The sequence below is a fragment of the uncultured Selenomonas sp. genome, assembly GCF_963528755.1.
Lineage (GTDB): Bacteria > Bacillota > Negativicutes > Selenomonadales > Selenomonadaceae > Selenomonas.
This window is the reverse complement of the sequence record NZ_CAURXA010000003.1, coordinates 298,543-317,295: the sequence shown is the minus strand read 5'-3', so window position 1 is coordinate 317,295 and position 18,753 is coordinate 298,543. Positions and strand designations below refer to the sequence as shown.

At 43.7% G+C, this 18,753-nt stretch carries 17 protein-coding genes; 15 read left to right on the top strand and 2 right to left on the bottom strand.

Translation table 11 applies throughout. The features are described from left to right. Positions 1 to 64 precede the first annotated feature (64 nt). Complete coding sequence (locus tag RWS31_RS05360; RefSeq protein ID WP_314596550.1) at positions 65 to 1,015, bottom strand: hypothetical protein; 951 nt, start codon at positions 1,013 to 1,015, stop codon at positions 65 to 67. Between the two features lie 338 nt (positions 1,016 to 1,353). Between RWS31_RS05360 and RWS31_RS05355 the strand changes: the two genes are divergently transcribed. Next, positions 1,354 to 1,827 (top strand): helix-turn-helix domain-containing protein, encoded by a 474-nt coding sequence (locus RWS31_RS05355; protein WP_314596549.1) that lies wholly within the window; start codon positions 1,354 to 1,356, stop codon positions 1,825 to 1,827. Positions 1,828 to 1,979: 152 nt separating this feature from the next. Here the strand turns inward: RWS31_RS05355 and RWS31_RS05350 are convergent, their stop codons facing one another. After that, on the bottom strand, positions 1,980 to 2,510 hold the full coding sequence (locus RWS31_RS05350) for a hypothetical protein (RefSeq protein WP_314596548.1): 531 nt from the start codon (positions 2,508 to 2,510) through the stop codon (positions 1,980 to 1,982). 133 nt (positions 2,511 to 2,643) lie between these two features. Between RWS31_RS05350 and RWS31_RS05345 the strand changes: the two genes are divergently transcribed. The 14 genes from RWS31_RS05345 to gmd all read left to right on the top strand — a co-directional run bounded on the left by RWS31_RS05345 (position 2,644) and on the right by gmd (position 18,742). Then, entirely contained in the window at positions 2,644 to 3,717 is a 1,074-nt protein-coding gene (locus tag RWS31_RS05345; RefSeq protein WP_314596547.1) for a 4Fe-4S binding protein, read from the top strand. Between the two features lie 146 nt (positions 3,718 to 3,863). Next, a complete protein-coding gene (locus tag RWS31_RS05340; protein ID WP_314596546.1) occupies positions 3,864 to 4,697 on the top strand; it encodes a polysaccharide biosynthesis/export family protein in 834 nt (277 codons plus the stop codon). A gap of 26 nt (positions 4,698 to 4,723) precedes the next feature. Next, the gene (locus RWS31_RS05335) at positions 4,724 to 6,070 is read left to right on the top strand and encodes a GumC family protein (protein ID WP_314596545.1); all 1,347 of its coding nucleotides are present in this window, start codon (positions 4,724 to 4,726) and stop codon (positions 6,068 to 6,070) included. Between the two features lie 264 nt (positions 6,071 to 6,334). Continuing rightward, the gene (locus tag RWS31_RS05330) at positions 6,335 to 8,188 is read left to right on the top strand and encodes a nucleoside-diphosphate sugar epimerase/dehydratase (RefSeq protein WP_314596544.1); all 1,854 of its coding nucleotides are present in this window, start codon (positions 6,335 to 6,337) and stop codon (positions 8,186 to 8,188) included. A 5-nt stretch (positions 8,189 to 8,193) separates the two neighbouring features. Then, positions 8,194 to 9,414: a DegT/DnrJ/EryC1/StrS family aminotransferase gene (locus RWS31_RS05325; protein WP_314596543.1), complete on the top strand. Its 1,221-nt coding sequence runs from the start codon at positions 8,194 to 8,196 to the stop codon at positions 9,412 to 9,414. Then, positions 9,411 to 10,097, top strand: a complete 687-nt coding sequence (locus RWS31_RS05320; protein WP_265070661.1) for a sugar transferase — start codon at positions 9,411 to 9,413, stop codon at positions 10,095 to 10,097. The genes RWS31_RS05325 and RWS31_RS05320 overlap by 4 nt, the downstream gene beginning before the upstream one ends. A gap of 4 nt (positions 10,098 to 10,101) precedes the next feature. After that, positions 10,102 to 10,998 (top strand): phosphorylcholine transferase LicD, encoded by an 897-nt coding sequence (locus RWS31_RS05315; RefSeq protein ID WP_294175886.1) that lies wholly within the window; start codon positions 10,102 to 10,104, stop codon positions 10,996 to 10,998. Between the two features lie 34 nt (positions 10,999 to 11,032). Continuing rightward, positions 11,033 to 11,752, top strand: coding sequence for a 2-C-methyl-D-erythritol 4-phosphate cytidylyltransferase (locus RWS31_RS05310; RefSeq protein ID WP_265070663.1), 720 nt, complete (start codon positions 11,033 to 11,035; stop codon positions 11,750 to 11,752). Between the two features lie 101 nt (positions 11,753 to 11,853). Further along, a complete protein-coding gene (locus RWS31_RS05305) occupies positions 11,854 to 12,921 on the top strand; it encodes an NAD(P)-dependent oxidoreductase (protein ID WP_294175887.1) in 1,068 nt (355 codons plus the stop codon). Between the two features lie 24 nt (positions 12,922 to 12,945). Continuing rightward, a complete protein-coding gene (locus tag RWS31_RS05300; RefSeq protein WP_294175888.1) occupies positions 12,946 to 13,902 on the top strand; it encodes a hypothetical protein in 957 nt (318 codons plus the stop codon). Positions 13,903 to 13,938: 36 nt separating this feature from the next. Then, positions 13,939 to 15,162: a hypothetical protein gene (locus RWS31_RS05295; protein ID WP_294175889.1), complete on the top strand. Its 1,224-nt coding sequence runs from the start codon at positions 13,939 to 13,941 to the stop codon at positions 15,160 to 15,162. A 65-nt stretch (positions 15,163 to 15,227) separates the two neighbouring features. Beyond that, positions 15,228 to 16,127 carry a glycosyltransferase family 2 protein gene (locus RWS31_RS05290; RefSeq protein ID WP_294175890.1) on the top strand — a complete coding sequence of 300 codons (900 nt, stop codon included), beginning with the start codon at positions 15,228 to 15,230 and terminating at the stop codon, positions 16,125 to 16,127. Between the two features lie 42 nt (positions 16,128 to 16,169). Further along, positions 16,170 to 17,714, top strand: a complete 1,545-nt coding sequence (locus tag RWS31_RS05285) for a lipopolysaccharide biosynthesis protein (protein ID WP_294175891.1) — start codon at positions 16,170 to 16,172, stop codon at positions 17,712 to 17,714. After that, positions 17,711 to 18,742, top strand: coding sequence for a GDP-mannose 4,6-dehydratase (gmd, locus tag RWS31_RS05280; protein ID WP_294175892.1), 1,032 nt, complete (start codon positions 17,711 to 17,713; stop codon positions 18,740 to 18,742). Before RWS31_RS05285 ends, gmd begins: the two co-directional genes overlap by 4 nt. Positions 18,743 to 18,753 lie beyond the last annotated feature (11 nt).

The window sequence follows — 18,753 nt, the reverse complement described above, 5'->3', positions numbered from 1 at the left end:
GCATCTGAAAGGTTCATGCGTATCGGATTGTGCGCTCTTCTTTTTTCATGATCGCTCCCTCCCGCTAAAACACAAATAGTTCTATCTCTTCGTTCATTTTTTCCATAACCTCATATAAGGCTGTTAAAAATACTTCTCCATCGGTTCCAACTGGAAGGGCACACTTTTTCTTGACATTAATCCCAGTAAGACTAACTTCTGACTGATGTCCTGGACAAGCTTTTCCTTTCAACTTGCCTCGATTAACAGACCAATTATCACAACATTTTATAAGCCAATCTTGGATTTTAGCAGAGCAGATTCCGTTCTTATCCTTTTTCATCAGAGTTAGAACAATGCGTCCAATATTTGCGTCAGATACTTCATTTGCAAGTGTTGAAAAAGCATCTTGTCGGGGCTGGTTAGGTATAAGCATTTCCAAGCCAATCTCTACAGAGTTAACCCGTTCAAACCCGTTAATTTTATCTATAAATCCTTGATCTATTTTATGATGAAACCGAATTTCCGCAATATCCGTTACAAGCATTCCGTTTTCCTTGAAATATATTAAAAAATAATTAAAATATTCAGCAATCCTTCTTGCGCTTGCAATATTACCCTGATACTCACCAAGGATAAACATACCGTCTTTAAAGCGGAGAGAAAAAGCTGTCTGCATAGTTTCATTTTGTGTTAACTCTTTGGGATTTGACAATCTCTCAAGAGATTCACGATCAAGCAAATATGTATGAATTCCATTTTCTGTACTGATAAAGTAACCTTCTAAAAAGTTTGAAATTATATTATCATTTTGCATATTTTCTAAAGCCATCGTCCAAGGATTATTTTCGTCGCCACGTTTGGTACGTTTTTTTATATCCAACTCTACTATAAGCGAAATAAGCATTTGCACATCTTTACATCGTTTGTCTGACCAATTGGTGGATCTCCTCTCCTTATCAGCATTCTCTAAAACCAGCTCAGTATAGTATACATAAAAATTCCGATTTTTTGTCTTCGCCTTATAATCAACCATACTATCGGTTTTCCTCCTCGTAGAATATGTTGTATAAGCAAGACAACTTTCCTTGCCTACATAAAAACCTTTTAAAACAGAGCCTCCTTCTGTGTTACGGTGTCTTGCTCTGTAACGATTGACGCGACATCGTTTGTGCTTGGACAAGTCCTTGATCGAGGAAAAGGCTGTACATTCTCTCGAACCTTTCGGAAATCGGCTGGATAGATGCGTTTAAATTGCAAGCGTCTTTAGCGAAGGTTTAGTTGTAAAATGAAATCGGGCACCTAAAAAGGGCAAGCGGGAACAGCTGTGATAGAATGTTTTGACAGAAACCTACACCGAAAGGAGGATCCTGCATGTCCAGGAAACATTCTACCACAACTACGCGAAACTTCAAACATCTAACCGCTTATCAAAGAGGTGAAATACAGGCGCTCTTGAAGGAGGGGCTGCCGAAGATGCGAATCGCCCAAAAGGTCGGCATCGTCCGTTCTACCCTCTATGAGGAGCTTAAACGAGGTACAGTAGAGCAGATGAACTCCGATCTCACCAAACGCCGTGAATATTTCGCTGACACGGGGCAACTCATCTATGAGGAACACCGCAAAGTCTGCCGTAAGCCATATAAGGTGGATGCCGCATCTAACTTTCTGCGACATATAGAAAAAGTTGTATTGGAGGATAAAATCTCCCCCCGATGCAGTTTGCGGCAGGGCGAAACGAATTTCATCCAGCGTTTCTATCGCCTCTCCATATCCGCCTGTGTATCGCTTGACGAGGTCGTCCATCTGCCCGATGCGTTTTACCATGTCGTCGGTGTGGGCGTGTAGTTTATTATCGACAACCTGATTGATACGATCATGTTTCATCGTCCTACTATTGATGTTCATTTTCCATGAGAATATAGAGCAGCCCAATAAGTATATCTTACTCACACATTCTGACGATGCCTCTTATTTTATTGCATTCTCATAGACTGTCTCTAAACACTTTCGCTTTCATCTTTCCAAATAAGAAAGGTAAATAAAATGCCGATATTTCGAATACACAAAATACTCGAATAAAACATACCAAAAGCCAAAATGATAGATAAACATATAAGCCAAATAGAAATAACAGCAAGTAACGGTGTCCATTCTTGAATAAACAACAAAAACAAGGCATAAAGCAAAAATATAAATTGTATCAGGACTGCCCATGCAAAATATGCATATATCTGATCCATTTGACGATATCTAGTTTTACGTGCAGACTTCATTATCCGCCTACTCTTCAAGAGTTTAATAAGTACAGAATTGGAATTTGCAAAATAAATAAGACTTGATGCATTCAATGTAGCTTGGAATGTCAACACTGGAAGGCAAGCCTTTGTTAAAGATTTAATATTCATCAAAAAACTTTCAGGATGGCTAAAATAAAGCAAACTGCTAACTAATATGAGAGACGTTAGGAGATCAAAAGCCATATGTTTTGTACGTTTCAAATACCAATAGCACGCTATAATCTGCAACATTTTCCTCCCTCCTCCTATATTATATTGCGTCTATATCATACCGTCAATCTTTGCGATGCGTGCAGGACTTCTCGAAAAATCCTCTGCATCCTGTTATAATGGAAAGGAAAATTTCTGGAAGGGGGCGTGCCGCTTGGAAAAGATCCGCTTGGCGGCGGCAAGGTGCATCAAGGGGCACCTGCAGCCGCCGTGCCGCGCGTGTGAGGATGTCTGTCCCGTCGGCGCGTTCCGCTGGGGCGTGCCGCATCCCGATCTCTGTATCGACTGCGGCCTTTGCACGGCCGTCTGTCCGGCCGCCGCCGTCGAGACACGGCTTGATTATGCGGCAAAGCTGACGGCTGTTGTGGCTGCCGATGCGCCAAGCGTGCGCCTCGCATGCGCGAAAAGCGCGCCGGATTCCGCTCTTCCGTGTCTCGGCTTTCTCACGCGCGGCGTCCTCTGGGCGATCGCCTCGCAGAAGGAAGTGCAGCTCGACATTGGCACTTGTCGCGCATGTCTGCCTGCCGTCCACGCGCACCTCGCACGCGAGGCTGCCGCCGTCGATGCGGCTCTCGCGGCGGCGGGGCGAGAGCCTCTTCGCTTGCTTGATGCTGAGTCTGCCGCACGCGAGTACAGCCGCCGCGATTTCTTCCGCCGCTTTCGCGATGTGGCGAAAGAGAAGTTCGGGCAGAGAGATGCAGCAGGCGGTGCGGAGGGGAGTGCGGCGGCAGGGGCGCACGACGTTGGGCTTGCCGAGCGTATGGCGTGCGGTACTGCAAGCGCGGCGCGTGCGGGCACAGCATCGGCAGAGGCGGATGACGTTTTGCCGCCGGATGCAGCGGGAATGGGGCAAGACTCCATGCTCCCTGCACTCGCCGCGTTCTCCTCTCCCGCATGGGCATTCGCTCATGGCGCACAGCCCGCCGCCGTGCACGCCGATCTCGCGCTCTACAGCGGCTGCAATGCCTGCGGCTTCTGTGCACGCCTGTGTCCGCACGGAGCGCTGCAAGCAGGTGTCGAGGGCGAGGACTTCGTGCTCGCTTTCACGCCGCAGCTCTGCACTGCCTGCGGACTCTGCACCGCACGCTGCCCGAAGAGCGCCCTGCGACTCGCCGCCTCCCCCGCCGCCAAGCGCTGGCGTATCCCGCTGCCGCGCTGCGAATCCTGCGGCGCCCCGTTTCAGCCGATTGGCGCGAGCAAGGTCTGCCGCGCGTGCATGGAGGGATGAAGGCAAGGGTTTGACATGCGCATGAGATGTCGCTCCATGGTGGTCAAAAGTCTTCGGTATAAAGGGAAGATTGACTTTTGACACTGCGCCTGAGGTATGGTATTCTAAACGAAATATATGAAATCATCGTGAAGGAGTGTCGGTCTATGAAAAAACGCAACCTGCTCGCTTTGACTGCGGCGCTCGCGCTCAGCAGCAGCGCTGCGTTCGCCGCGTCATCGGCGCAAGACGCTGCAGCGGAAGCGGCTTCGGCTGCGCCTGTCGCTGTGAAATCTGCTCCTACGCAGCCAGATGCGCAACGCACGGCTGCATCGAAGGATGGAAAGACAAAAGAGACGACGGTAACTCCGAGCTACATTGAGGCGCCGGAAGAATTCGAGATTGCTTCCCTTGGACGTCCGTCGACAGTACAAAACTATCGACTTTTCAAAGGGGATACGATGCGCATTTTGCCCATCGGCTTCACGGGAGACATAAAAGTTGAAGAGATTCCAGTTGGTGTCGATGGCTGTGTGCAGCTTCCTTATGTCGGCAGTGTCAAACTGGAAGGCATGACACTGGATGAAGCGAAGAAAACGCTTCTGGAAGCCTTCGGCGAGTACATGCGCATCCCCGATATCTCTATCTTCGTCACGGGATATGGAAAGCGCAAGGTCTACGTCATGGGTGACGTGACAAAACCTGGCATTCAGGAGATGGATGCTGACAATATGAATGCCTATGCTGCCCTGGCAAGCGCTGGTAGTTGGACGAATCGCGGGCGCAGCACGCGCATCCAAGTCATTCGCGTGCGCGACAATGTGATGTATTACCGTATGCTGAATATGAAGGACTATGTGAAGAAGCATGACATTACACAAAATGTTTTCCTTGAAGATGGAGACATCGTCTATGTGCCGGCGACAAATGGCATCAAATTCCAAGAAGATATTTTGCCGTATATCAACGTGTGGGCGCTGTATAAATCTTTGACGGACTAACTTCGTGAATTAGGAGAGAAGCTGCAATGGAACAAAATGAGGATACGATTGACCTCTCGAAGCTTTTTCATATCATGGCTGCGCGTTGGAAGGTCGTGACAGCGATCGTGTTCGCGTGCACGGCAGTGGCGGTAGTGATTGCTTTTGTGTTGCCGAAGCAGTATGAATCTACCACGCTAGTGCAGACGCGAAACTCTGGCAAGATTGATGTTTCGGGCGCTGCCGCCGCGATGGCAATGTTTGGGGTAGGTGGCGGATCTGTATCGTCGCCGACGATGAACTATATCGAACTCATGAAGTCTCGCACGGTGCTTGAACCTATTATTGATAGTATGGATTTTGAAAAGGAAAAGAAGCCGGATGCGAAAGCATTCGCAAAAAAGTACCTTGATATACAAAATACAAAGGGAACGAATTTGATTCAGGTCATTGCCCACGGCAAAACTCCGGAAGAGGCACAGATGATTTCGCAAACGGTCGTTGACAACTTCCTCCTCATGCAGACGGACATGAACCAAGAGACGCAGTCCTTGCTTGTGAAATTCCTTGACAAGCGCATCTTGGAAAGCAAGCAGGAGTCGGAAGAGGCCGAGCAGAAGCTGGCAGCCTTCAGCAAGGAGCATAAGATATACAGCCCCGATGAACAGGTCAAGGCGGCGGTTGAACAACTGGCTGTCTTTGACAAGGCGATCAGCGAAGCCGAGGTGCAGCAGAAGTCCGCACAAGCAGAATTTGATGCGGCCGAAGCGAAACTTGCGGAACAGAAGATGAGGAGCAGGGCATATAATATTTCTGACAACGCTGTTGTGCAGAAAATCCGAGATCAGATTGTTGCGAAGCAGGTGGAACTCGTGGGCCTTGAGCAGCGCTATACCGACAAGCATCCGGACGTGCAGAAGGCGAAGAGCGAATTGCAGCAACTGCAGGGAAGCCTCAATACGGAGGTTGTCGCGAGTGTTGACTCAAATGCCGCGACGCTCAATCCGACGCAGTCAGAGCTTTTGAGAACGCATGCTTTGGCGGCCGTGAAAGCTTCTGTCGCAGAGGCTGAGGCGAGTAAACTCAAGGAACTTCGCAGCAAAAAGGAAAAAAATATTGGAGATATGCCCAACGATGTTTTGGAATATATGACACTTGAACGCGATGTGAAGATTAAAGGAGAAGTCTATCTGAATCTTGTTAAGCAGAGCGAACAGAGCAAGATTCAAGAGGCGATGGACAGCATGGATATCCAGATTGTCGATCCAGCAAATTTGCCCGATGAGGATAAACCCGTTGCTCCACGAAAGAAATTGATCACAGCAGTCGGTTTCGTGGTCGGTGTACTTCTGTCTATGGGATATGGGTTGCTTCTTTATAGGAGAGATGTATAGATGGTTTTGATTGAGATAGTTTCTGTAAATTTTTAAGATATATATTCAGTCGATATACGGAGTACGAGAGGCTTTCAAGACTGTCTTTAGCGATGGGATCCTCAAAAAGCGTGCTGTGTATATATCTTTACATTACTAGAACTTAACTAGAATCTAGCTGATTAGTCTTTTATAATAAACGGCAAAATCATTTTGTATTTTGCGCTCGCTTTGCGTATTTGCTTGTGAGATTTAGTTTTTGCCGAAAGGAAGCGTAAATTCGTTATGATGTCGTTCATTCATGTGAAGGAAAAGTTTAAACTTATTTTCCTTGACTTTGTTATTTTAAGTGTCATGCCAGTGTTGGCTGTGCTCTTGCGATTTGAGGGTGCTTTACCGGAGTATGAGGCTACAGTCTTGCATGTATGGCTTCTTCCTTCCGCTGTTCTTGGCGTAGGTATTTTTTACCTTTTTGGCATGTATCATCGAATTTGGCATTATGCACGGATTCGGGATCTCAATGCGATTGTCGGAGCGGTCACATTGTCTTCGGCTGGAACATTTCTTCTTCTTTTCTTAGTTGGAAAAGATGTGCCGAAAAGTGTTTTTTTGATTTCATGGATGCTCGTTTTGGGTGGTATAGGTTTGAGTCGTTTGGCGTTTAAGATTAATTTGGATATGCTTTCCAACGCTCAAACAGGACAACGGGCAGTGTTGATTATTGGTGCTGGTGATGCTGGTGCTATGCTTGTGCGAGAAATCGAACAAAACGATGCGGCGAGTGTTCGTATTGTCGGTTTCGCAGATGATGACGTGAAGAAGATAGGCAATCGTTTGTCGGGATTTCCTGTCTTGGGATCGATTGATCAAGTCCCTGAAATCGTTGAGACGCAAAATGTAGAGGAGATTATCATTGCGACGCCTTCAGCAGAAGGTGATGAGATTCGCAGAATTACAGATATATGTCATCGCGTATCCTGTAAAGTCAAAACAATGCCCGGTCTTTATGAAACGATGGAAATGGGCAAGCGAAATATTGGTTTACAGCAGCTTCGTGAAATACGCTTGGAAGATCTCCTGCGGCGCGATCCGATCAAACTGGATTTCGATAAAATTACACATTATATCGCAGGGAAGACGGTTCTGATAACGGGAGCGGGTGGCTCAATCGGATCGGAACTTTCTCGTCAACTCAGTCATGCCGGAGCAAGGGAAATCTTGCTCTTGGGACGTGGGGAAAATAGTATTTATGAAATTTATCAAGAGTTGAAAGTAAAATTTCCAGAGCAATCCTATCGTACCGTTATCGCTAATATCACAGATAAAGCTCGTATGGAAGAGGTGTTTCGCGACTATAAGCCAGAGGTTGTCTTTCATGCAGCGGCGCATAAGCATGTTCCTCTGATGGAGATTCAACCAGTGGAGGCTGTTCAGAATAATGTGTTTGGAACGAAGAATGTAGCGGAGCTTGCAGATGCATATAAAAGTGAGATTTTCGTTCTGATTTCTACGGACAAGGCTGTCAATCCGACAAGCGTAATGGGGGCGACGAAGCGTGCAGCTGAACTCGTTTTGCAGGAAATTAATCAGCATAGCGAAACGAAGTTTGTTGCTGTCCGCTTCGGCAACGTCTTGGGCAGTCGTGGCAGTGTAGTGCCTCTTTTTGAACGCCAGATTGCGTCAGGTGGGCCTGTTACAGTCACAGACCCGGAGATGACACGCTTCTTTATGACTATACCTGAAGCAGTGCAGCTTGTTTTGCAAGCTGGAGGGTTGGCCGAAGGGGGTGAAGTGTTCCTGTTCGATATGGGGAAACCTGTAAAGATCAAAGACATGGCATGCGACTTGATCCGCCTTCATGGACGTATCCCAAATAAGGATATAAAGATCGTTTATACGGGATTACGTCCTGGAGAGAAGTTATACGAAGAGCTTCTGACGAATGAAGAGGGAACGACGAGCACAAAGCACAAGAAGATCTATAGGGCGAAGATTATACCTATGCAAAAAGGTGCTCTTCAGAAAAATTTGGGTGTGTTGAAAAGCACGAGAGACCGACTGACGATACTTAAAACATTAAAATGTATGATTCCTACATACAAAAGCAAGCAATTGGAAGACACTAGAGAAGGAGCATGAATAGCATGAAAGAGAGGAAAATCCCCTTTTCACCGCCGGATATTACGGAGGAGGAAATAGCAGAAGTCTCAAATGCCTTGCGTTCTGGCTGGATTACGACAGGACCGCGCACCAAGCAGTTGGAAAAAGAAGTGGCAGCCTTTTGCGAAAGTTCGAATGGAATGGCGGTGTGTTTGAATTCAGCCACGGCAGCCTTGGAACTTTCCTTGCGCGTCCTTGGTATTGGTGTGGGAGATGAGGTTATTACTTCGGCCTATACCTATACGGCGAGTGCTAGTGTCATTGACCATGTAGGCGCTAAGATTGTTTTGATCGATACGCAGCCCGGTTCATACGAGATGGATTATGACCAGTTGGAACAAGCGATTTCTACGCGGACAAAAGCCATTATTCCAGTGGATTTGGGTGGCGTCCCATGCGATTATGACCGTCTGTTTGGCATTGTGGAACGACAGCGTGAAAAGTTTTTCCCGCGTACGGAGATTCAACGCAAGATTGGGCGTGTGGCGATTGTGGCGGATGGTGCGCATGCATTTGGAGCTTCATACAAGGGGGAGAAGATCGGATCGGTTGCGGACTTTACGTCGTTCTCCTTCCATGCAGTCAAGAATTTTACAACGGCAGAAGGCGGTGCAGCACTTTGGAAGTCGATTCCAGGTGTGGATGATGCAGAGATTTATCATGAATATCAGTTGCTCTCCTTGCACGGACAGAACAAAGATGCGCTTGCCAAAACAAAGCTTGGAGCATGGGAATATGATATTAAGGGCACATACTACAAGTGTAATATGACCGATGTTTTGGCGGCAATTGGTCTCGTGCAAATGAAGCGCTATTCAGGGTTGCTGGTGCGGCGGCGTGAAATTATTGCACAGTACGATAAGGGGCTAAAGGATCTTCCTGTGGAGGTGCTGCCACATTTCACCGACGTTGCACAAGGAAGCGGACATCTATATCTCGTGCGGTTGTTGGATTTTGACGAAAAGAAACGCAATCTGTTTATTGAAAAGATGGCAGAAAAAGGTGTTGCGACAAATGTTCATTATAAGCCGCTTCCAATGCATACGGCATACAAGAATCTTGGCTTTGACGTCACTGCATATCCGAATGCGTACGCACAGTATGCAAATGAAGTCACCCTGCCGTTGCATACTTCTTTGACGGATGAGGATGTGGACTATGTCGTTTCAGTCTTTCGGGAAGTTTATCAAGAGATGAGGATATGATATTAAAAGAGTGGGAAGATCTTCCCGAGGATATGCAGCTTGAAGCAATCCGATCATATTATAATGTGTTGCATCATCGCAAGATTAGTTTATGTGTGCAATTCATAATAGATCGAGTATTGGCGTTCTTATTGTTGATTGTTTTATCGCCGGTATTCCTAATACTGGCGATATGGATAAAATTAGATTCGAATGGTGAAGTTTTTTTCCGACAAGAACGTGTCACACGATATGGGAAGGTATTCCGCATCTATAAGTTTCGGACCATGGTGAAGGACGCGGAGGCGATTGGTTCACAGGTGACGACGTTACATGATAGTCGAATTACAAAAGTGGGGAGGATGATACGTGCTTGCCGTTTGGATGAATTGCCACAATTAATAAATGTCCTTATAGGTGATATGGGGTTTGTCGGTACGCGTCCAGAAGTGAAAAAGTATGTGGATTGTTACACGGATGAAATGAAGGCAACGCTCTTGCTGCCTGCTGGAATTACCAGTGCGGCCAGTATCCAATATAAAGATGAAGATAGGTTGTTGCAAGATGCAAAGGACATAGATTGTGCCTATGTGTATGAGATTCTTCCCCAAAAGATGAAATGGAATCTTGATGCGTTAAAAAAAACAGGGGTGTTGTATAATTTTAAGATGATGTTTCTGACGGTTTGGAAAGTAGGGAGTTAGTATCGTGGATTATGATAAAGAACAACTAAAAGCCATACAGGAAAAAGCGCTAGAAATATTACTATACTTTAAAGAGATATGCGATCAACATGGAATACGTTTCTATGTTGGGAGTGGATGCTGCATTGGCGCTGTTCGGCATCATGGATTTATTCCTTGGGATGATGATATTGATGTGTTCCTGCTTCGGGAAGATTACGAGAGGCTTCCTAAGGTATGGAATTCGTTTGCAGACACGAAACGATATGCCTATTGCAGGACGACCGAAACAGAAAATTATCACGATGCAGGTGCATCGATTCGAGATAATAATACGACTTTCATTAATAAACACTGTGTAAATGATGACATCAATCAAGGTTTGCAAATTGATTTAATCCCCTTGGACCGTCGAGCTGACGGTATGCTTTCGCATAGCAAACAAGTCTTTTGGGCGATGGTGTATTCTCTGTTCAATGCACAGCGTCTGCCAGATAATCAAGGCGGCATGACTCGGCTATTGGCTAAAATTGCGTATGGGATTTTCTCCAATAAGCGTATACGAGATAAAATTTGGCGATATGCAGAACAGAAGATGCTTTTATCTCCGACAGATTCATGGACATATTATACAGAATTAGTGACAGGATTAAAGGGATTGACGCTAAAATATCCGAAAGATTTTTGGGATAAGCCGTGTTATCTTCCGTTTGAGGGGTATCAAATTCCTGTTCCTTCGCGTTATGAGGAATACTTGACAATGGTTTTTGGAGACTATATGAAACTTCCTCCCCAAGAAGATCAAGTACCTAAGCACAATACAGCTTATATCGATTTGAATCATTCATATAAAAATTATCGAGGGATTCATTATTTTCCACAGGGAAAGAATGAAAAAGTGGATAATGTGTTTTTACTTTAGGGGTGTATATATGGGAATGTATAGGGGGGGACAAATGAACATCGCCGTAATCTTTGCTGGCGGCACAGGAAAACGCATGAATACGCGATCGAAGCCGAAACAGTTTCTGGAGATGCATGGGAAGCCTGTTCTTATATATACGTTGGAGCATTTCGAACAACACGATGAAATTGATGGCATAGTCCTTGTTTGTATTGAATCGTGGATTGAGTACGCAAAAGATCTCTTGGTAGACTTTCGTATTCGAAAAGTACTGGAAGTGGTGTCGGGCGGAAATACAGGACAAGAATCTATCTTCCGAGGATTAGATGCTGCACTGAAATATGCGAAAGGTGCAGAGGATATTGTCTTGATTCACGATGGTGTCCGGCCTATGATTGATTCAGATACGATTTCATCATGTCTCGAGAGTGTGCAAAAATATGGAAGTGCCATTACGACGACACCTGCCATAGAGACGATATTCGTTCAACAAGGCGAACATGTGGGAAAGATATTTAATCGTTCGGATTGTGCAATGGCACGTGCCCCTCAATGCTTTTACTTGCAAGATATTTACAAAGCGCATATCAAGGCGCAGCAGGAAAAACGGACAGATTTTATAGACTCCGCAATGTTGATGCAGTATTATGGATTCTCGCTAAATACTGTGACGGGGCCTGTAGAAAATATAAAAATTACGACACCAACGGATTTTTATTTGTTTCGTGCCTTTCTTGACGCGCAAGAGAATATGCAAATTGTAGGATTGTGAGGGTAATGGATAACTTCATCGTATCAAGTTAACGCTAGTGTTGACTTGATACGATGCGTATTTTAATTGCACTGAAGCAGTATAGGGAGAGAGGAATTTCTATGTGGATTGAGAATCATGTATTTCATGAGGATATGGAATATGTCGCAAATGCTTCCTTCCTACCGTGGGGAGATTTGAAAGGAAAGAAAATCCTTATTACTGGAGCTACGGGATTATTAGGCTTTAATCTGATTTCTGCACTTTCCTATGTGGCACTGTATCGGAATATACCAATGCAAATTCTCGCATTGGTGCGCGATGAAAAGAAGGCGACGGAACGTTTTCGGGACCTTCTATCAGCGGGTGCCCCTCTTATCTTCCTTCGTGGCAATCTTGTGGATCTCCCACGAATTACATCCCCTATCGACTATATTGTTCATGGAGCAAGTCCTACGGCAAGTCGTTATTTTGCAGAACATCCAGTAGAGACCATATGTGAAAATTTTACGGGTGCGAGAATGCTTCTGGAACTTGCGCGTGTAAAGAAGTGCACGTCCTTTCTATTTCTCTCAAGTATGGAGATCTACGGTGCGCTTCGTCATAGAGAAAAAGTGAATGAAGAGAACGAAAGCCTTGTCAATACAATGCAGCCGCGTAGTTCTTATCCTGAGGCGAAGCGTATGATAGAGACTCTTTGCTCAGCCTATGCCTCGGAGTATTGCGTTCCAGCAAAGGCTATTCGCCTTGCGCAGACATTTGGTGCGGGGATACGTGATGATGAGAATCGCGTATTTGCACAGTTCATGCGATCGGCTTTGAGGGGAGAAGATATTATCCTCAAAACAAAGGGGGGAACAGAACACTCATATCTTTATACAGCGGATGCAATGACGGCAATATTGCTGGTTCTTCTTTGTGGTGAGAACAGTGAGGCATATAATGTGGCAAATGAAGAGACTTACTGTTCGATTCGTGAAATGGCAGAGTGTGTAGCTAATCTGCCATACATTCGAGAGAAATACGGTTCGTCTGTTCATGTTGTTATTCGTGAAGATGAAACTGGTGCCACTATTTATCCTCCAGAGCTTTATATGAACCTTGATACGAAAAAGATTCAGAATCTCGGTTGGCAACCTCGTTGGGGGCTAAGGGATATGTTTGAGAGAATGATTAAATCTTATTTATGAGTATTTTAACGGTGAGGGAGACTTATGGTAAGTCCATCGAATGTGTTGGTTGTTATAGATGCGGGTGCATATTATTTATTTAAAGATCTCTGTGAAGTGCCAATGATAAATAAATATATTATATCCACACCCACCAGCCCCTTTTTATCTATTGCATATAAGTTGCATACTAACAAGAAAATTGGGGAATATGTATGGCTTCCTTATCGCGATGTATGGTTTCATTATGAAGATATTGAGAGACTTCTGCCTTCTGATGGATATTTGCTTGTAAATAGCATGGCAATGTCATTGCCTACATTATCTTTTTGGAGAAAATTAAAATATAGTCATCCGAAAGTGAAGTTTGTTTTAATTTTAGTAGATTCGATGCATGGGCAGTCGAAACATATGCGAGAAGTAAAAAAGAGAATCCAATTTTTCCCGTGGGATATCATTTTATCCTACGATCAAAATGATTGTGTCGAGTATGGATATCGGTATATAGGTTTCTCTTATTACTCTCATTATGATAATATATGCCCTTCTGCTAGTTCATCCGATCTGTATTATATTTCTTCATTAAAGGGGCGTGAAAATATCTTAAGAGAAATAAGTAAAGCGTGTGATATTAACGGAGTAAACAATCTTTTTAAAATATATAGTATCTGGAAAAATATTGATTATGGTGAGACATTGAGAAAGCCATTACCATATACTACTGTTTTGGCAGATATTTTATCTACAAATTGTATTTTGGAAATTTTACCAGAGGGTCAGCGAGCACAGACGCTTCGATATTTAGAAGCAATTTGTTATAAGAAAAAACTTTTATCGAATAATCCTGATATAAAAAATCTTCCTTTATATGATGAGCGATATATGCATTTTTTTGATCGAATCGAAGATGTTGACTGGGAATGGGTCAAGCGGAAAGAGTCTGTGAACTATAAGAATACTCTTGACATATCTTCTGCTGATTTATTAAATTACTTATTTTAAGCTGACTATAGTTGTATATATTCTATTGAGGGAATCATGAAAAAAACACTAAATGTTTGTTTGATTATCTTTTTTTTATTGTATGCAGTAGGGCAGTTTTCTTCTGATATAAAAATGCTCAGTCGAGTATTTTATCTGCTTTTTATATTTTTATCTGTATTCCTAGTTAGCTTTAGAAAGAAAATATTAGTTCCGATAAAAGTCAATGATATTATCTTTTTTATATATTTGTCTTGGTCGACATTATATGGAATACATAATGGTTTTTATCCATATACCCTTGATGAAATGTTTGCCTTTGCTAGTTTGTGGTTGTCGTGGAAAATCGTCGTATTTTCGTATGAAAATAAATTGCTGTATGTAGCACTCATTCAGAAGTATTTATATTATGTGATGATACTTTGGTTTTCTGTCTATGTATTTACAGGGATTGGTGCTGTTTTAGGTTTTATACCAGACAGTGTCATTATAGCAGCGTTGTCTGAATGGGTAAAAAACAGAGGCCAGTCAATAGAGATGGTTAGCGATATTTTACAAGGAACAACGGGCTTTTTGGGGATGTTACCACGCTTATCGACGGGCTTGAATATAGTTCCGCTGATCATTTTGTTGTTACATAGTTACAAAAACAAGGGTATAAATCCTTTTGTCTGGTTTTTAGGTCTTTTATTTATTTTTATTGATTATGGAAGAGTGGATGTTTTTGTCTTTGTGATGGCTACGATGATTGCTATAATGCCTAGAATTAAAAAAGTATCGAATGTATACTGGGGAAGAATCTTATTGCCGGCTGCGATTGTTGTTGCTATCTTTTCTGTTCTTTTATTTGAAAGTGATGTATCGTATCTCTTTCAAAGCATATTTGTGAATGACCGGACATATGCATCTAATTTGGAACGTATACAACAGTATGATTCCTTGATGGATGGGGTTATAGAAAATCCATTCTGGGGATCTGGTATGGGAGCATATATCGTTAATAATATCAGAAATGAAGTTAATTTCTGGGAATACGAGTTGCAAATTTTAGCTTTTGTGTTTCAACTTGGTATTGTTGGATTTATTCTTATTGTTATAAATTTTATTGGAGACTACATATTGACAGTGTGGAAGTATACGAAAGGATGTCGTATAGGTGTATTTTTGATATATGTCATATGGATAGTTGCTTCGTGTATTCAAGGTGGAATTTTTTTTGACGGGAAAATAATTCTTCCAATTCTATTTTTTATGTCGATAAAATCAGAAGAGGTCAACTGAAAAAATGTTTGTATGAACAGAAGAACAATGTAAAAAATGAGATAGCTAGAAAGGGGCATGAAATCTTGTATCAACCGAAGATTACATTTATTACAGCTACATTTAATTCTGCAAGGACATTGGAGCAAACTATATCCAGCATACTTAATCAAACGTATCAAAATATAGAATATATCATCATAGATGGTGGCTCTACAGATGGGACGCTTGATATTCTCAAAAAATATGGAGATAGAATTCGCTGGATGAGTGAGCGCGATAATGGTATTTGTGATGCGGTAGGAAAAGGGATCGATTTTTCTACGGGGGATTATATTAACATTCTTGGTTCGGATGATTCTCTTTCAGATCCCTGCATTATTGATGCTGTAGTAAAGGAACTTCAAGATAAACCAGATTTCTTATCGTGTAGTAGATATGATGTAGATGAGAAAACGTTATTACAATATCCCTTTTGTAATACGCAGCGGATACGTAATGGGTTGACTTGCATTCCGACAGAAGGTGCATTTATTGGTCGCCATGTCCTAGAAAAATATCCTTTTGATCGGAACCTTAGGCTCATTAGTGATTACAAACTTTCTATACAGTGTCAGATGGATGAAAATATAAGGATTAAGTATAGTGATCTGTATACCGCGTTTTTTTCGACTTCTGGAGTCAGTTCGAATCAAGCTTTGGTTGAGGCTGAGGCTGTTGTAGTATACAAAAAATTGCATGTGAATCCACGAGACTATTATGGACCTGTTCCTCAAGGTGGAGCTTATGTAAAAAAAATTATACATGATAATTTACCATTGTCATTACTAATGTTAATTCTCTTAGTGAAGCAACAAGGATTAAGATATATATTTAAAGTCCTTCCGCTATCTGCATATCGTGCTTATATTCGTTTTAATCATCCAGATGCAGTAGAGCATATATGTAATAATAAGCTATGCAGGTGGTGTCATCGTGGTATATGATATAAAATAGTGTTGGATAAAAGAGGCTATCGGGGGTAAACAATGCGAGTAGCAAATGTATTACGCAACAGCATGTACTCCATGACATTGTATGTCGTGTTGGCTGTCCTCGGCATCTTGATACGGCAGGCGTTTACGCGCCATTTGCCTATAGAACTCTTAGGTCTTGAAGGATTGTTCACCAATGTGATTGCCCTTTTGTCCATTGCGGAACTGGGAATCAGTACTGTGATCAGCTATGGGCTTTATCGGGAAATTGCGAACAAGAACGAAGCTGAAGTCAATATACTGATGAACATCTATCGGTATATCTATCTCTTGATAGGCACGTTGGTTGCCCTGATCGGCATCGTTCTGTTTTTCTTGTTGCCGTGGATTGTGCGAGATGAAAGTATCTCATGGGGTTATGTCCAGTTTGTTTATGTGATTCAGATTTGTACAGTGCTCAGTACGTATTTCCTCGCATATAGACGCACATTGTTTGCGGCGGATCAGAAGGATTATATCTGTGTTCGCATCGATCTCGTCTGTACATTTGCCGCGAATCTTGTGAAGTTCGCTGCGATTGTTGTTTGGCAGAGTTATACGATGTATGCGCTCTCCGCGCTTGGATTCAACATATTGGCGAATCTGATCATCTCGCATCGGCTTGGCAAGGAATATCCATTCCTGCATACGGTCAAGGTCACGATACAGGATTTGCGACAACGAAAATTTTTCGTGGATGTAAAGAATTTCCTGATTCACAAATTATCCTATATTGTATATAGCGGGACGGATGCGATCATTATTTCCTCGATACTGGGACTGCGTACAGCTGGTCTTGTGGCAAATTATGTCCTTCTCTGTGATGGCGTTTACAAACTCTTGTACAAGATGCTGCAGGGAATCATCCCTTCTGTCGCGAACCTAGTTTATACGGATGATAGGGAAAAAAGTTATCGTGTTTATCGTATGCTGGATTTTGCTTACTTTTTGATCGGAGGGTATATCGCTTGCATCTATGTCACTGTGCTTCAACCATTTGTGGCGCTCTTCTTCGGGGCAGAATTCTTGCTTGAGGATGCCTATGTGAAGGCTTTGGCCGTCAATGTTTTTCTTGGCATGCAGTTTGAGAATGCATACAACTTCCGCAGTACGCATGGTGTGTTTGAAAATGATCGCGGCTATATGGTTCTATCTGCTGCAACAAATCTGATTTTATCAGTGATCTTGGCGCATTACCTCGGTGTTGTCGGTGTGATGATCGGCACGATTGCAGGTCTGTGGTTCATCGTCTATGGCCGCGTGCAGTTTGTCTTTCGTGTGATTTTTCGCCGAAGCATGAAGAAATATTGGTGGTGTCATGCGTGGTGGAGCATGGTCGTTCTTTTGGAAATCATGTTGATTAACGAGATATTGAGTGCGTCATTTTTCTCTTCAACGTATACGGGATTATTCGTCAAATGCCTATGTGCAGCATTGCTAATGTTAGGGATGCAGGTTCTTGTATTTCATCGGTGCGAGGAGTTCCGCAGCGTATGTTTGTATGCCGTTGAGGCGAAGGACGTTCTTATGAGTAAGATTCGGGGGAGGAAATTTCAATGAAGAAAGCGTTGATTACAGGGATCACAGGGCAGGACGGTTCGTATCTTACGGAACTCTTGCTGGAAAAAGGCTATGAGGTTCATGGAATCATTCGCAGGCAGAGCAGTCAGAATACGGAGAGAATCGACCATATCTTGAATGATTCGGCGTTTTCCAAGCGTGTTTTCCTGCATTATGGAGATTTGACGGACTCCAGCAATGCACATGCGCTGATTCGGGAAATTCAGCCGGATGAAGTCTATAATCTGGCAGCACAGTCGCATGTAGCCGTATCCTTTGAGGTGCCGGAGTATACGGCGGAGGCGACAGGTGTCGGTACGATTCGTCTGCTTGAGGCAGTACGCCAGAGCGGGCTGCCGATACGCTTTTATCAGGCATCGACTTCAGAACTTTTTGGTGGCTTGCCAGAGACGGCACCTCAGAGCGAGTCAACTCCATTTTATCCGAAGAGTCCTTATGGGGCGGCGAAACTCTACTCTTTCTGGATTACGAAGAACTATCGTGAATCCTATGGGATGTTTGCCTGCAATGGAATCCTCTTCAATCATGAGTCGCCGCGGCGCGGTGAGACTTTTGTGACGCGCAAAATAACGCTTGCAGTCACTCGAATTGCCAAGGGATTGCAGGAGAAGCTGACGCTAGGCAATCTTGAGGCAAAGCGCGACTGGGGCTTTGCGGGAGATTATGTAGAAGGCATGTGGCGCATACTCCAGCAGGATCAGCCCGAGGACTATGTACTTGCGACGAATGAAACGCATACGGTGCGTGAGTTTGTTGAGAAAGCTTTCGCTGAGACGGGCGTTCCGATTCGCTGGGAAGGTGAGGGGAGTAATGAGAAGGGCTATGACGCCAAGACAGGGAAGCTCCTTGTCGATGTGTCAGAGCAATTCTATCGCCCTGCAGAGGTTGAGCTTCTCTGGGGAGATTCGACCAAGGCGGAGCATGAGTTGGGATGGAGACGCAAGGTCGGATTTGACGAACTGGTCAAGATGATGGTTGCAGCGGACTTGGAAAAAATACACGCCTGAAAGGACGGGGA